Source organism: Limosilactobacillus alvi (genome assembly GCF_016900115.1).
Taxonomy (GTDB): domain Bacteria; phylum Bacillota; class Bacilli; order Lactobacillales; family Lactobacillaceae; genus Limosilactobacillus; species Limosilactobacillus alvi.
In genome coordinates this window covers 1-258 of record NZ_JACJJQ010000118.1, presented here as the reverse complement: position 1 = coordinate 258, position 258 = coordinate 1, and the positions used below count along the sequence as shown (strand labels likewise).

Annotated in this window: 1 protein-coding gene; it reads right to left on the bottom strand. The window is 68.2% G+C overall.

Annotation, left to right across the window (positions count from 1 at the left end; translation table 11 throughout):
* Positions 1-258: cysteine peptidase family C39 domain-containing protein (locus H5993_RS09320; RefSeq protein WP_204777120.1), on the bottom strand; the 258-nt coding region annotated here is incomplete at both ends.

Genomic DNA, 258 nt, shown 5'->3' with positions numbered 1-258 from the left:
AGGTTGTTCCAGGCCACCAGAAATTCATCCAGCGGCATCTGGGTTTCGGCGTCAAAGTTGCTCAGCCCCGCCCAGGGGTCGATGAGCAGGGCACAGGGGGCACCATCCATGTTGCTGAACCCTCGCAGCGCCGCAAAGCGAACCGGCGGCATACCGGCATCAACCTCCACCGCCCGGCGGCTCAGCGCCACCACCACACCGTATCCGGCCCGCACCTCGGCGCGCAGCAGGGCCAGGTCGGCCCAGCAGGCCCAGGCG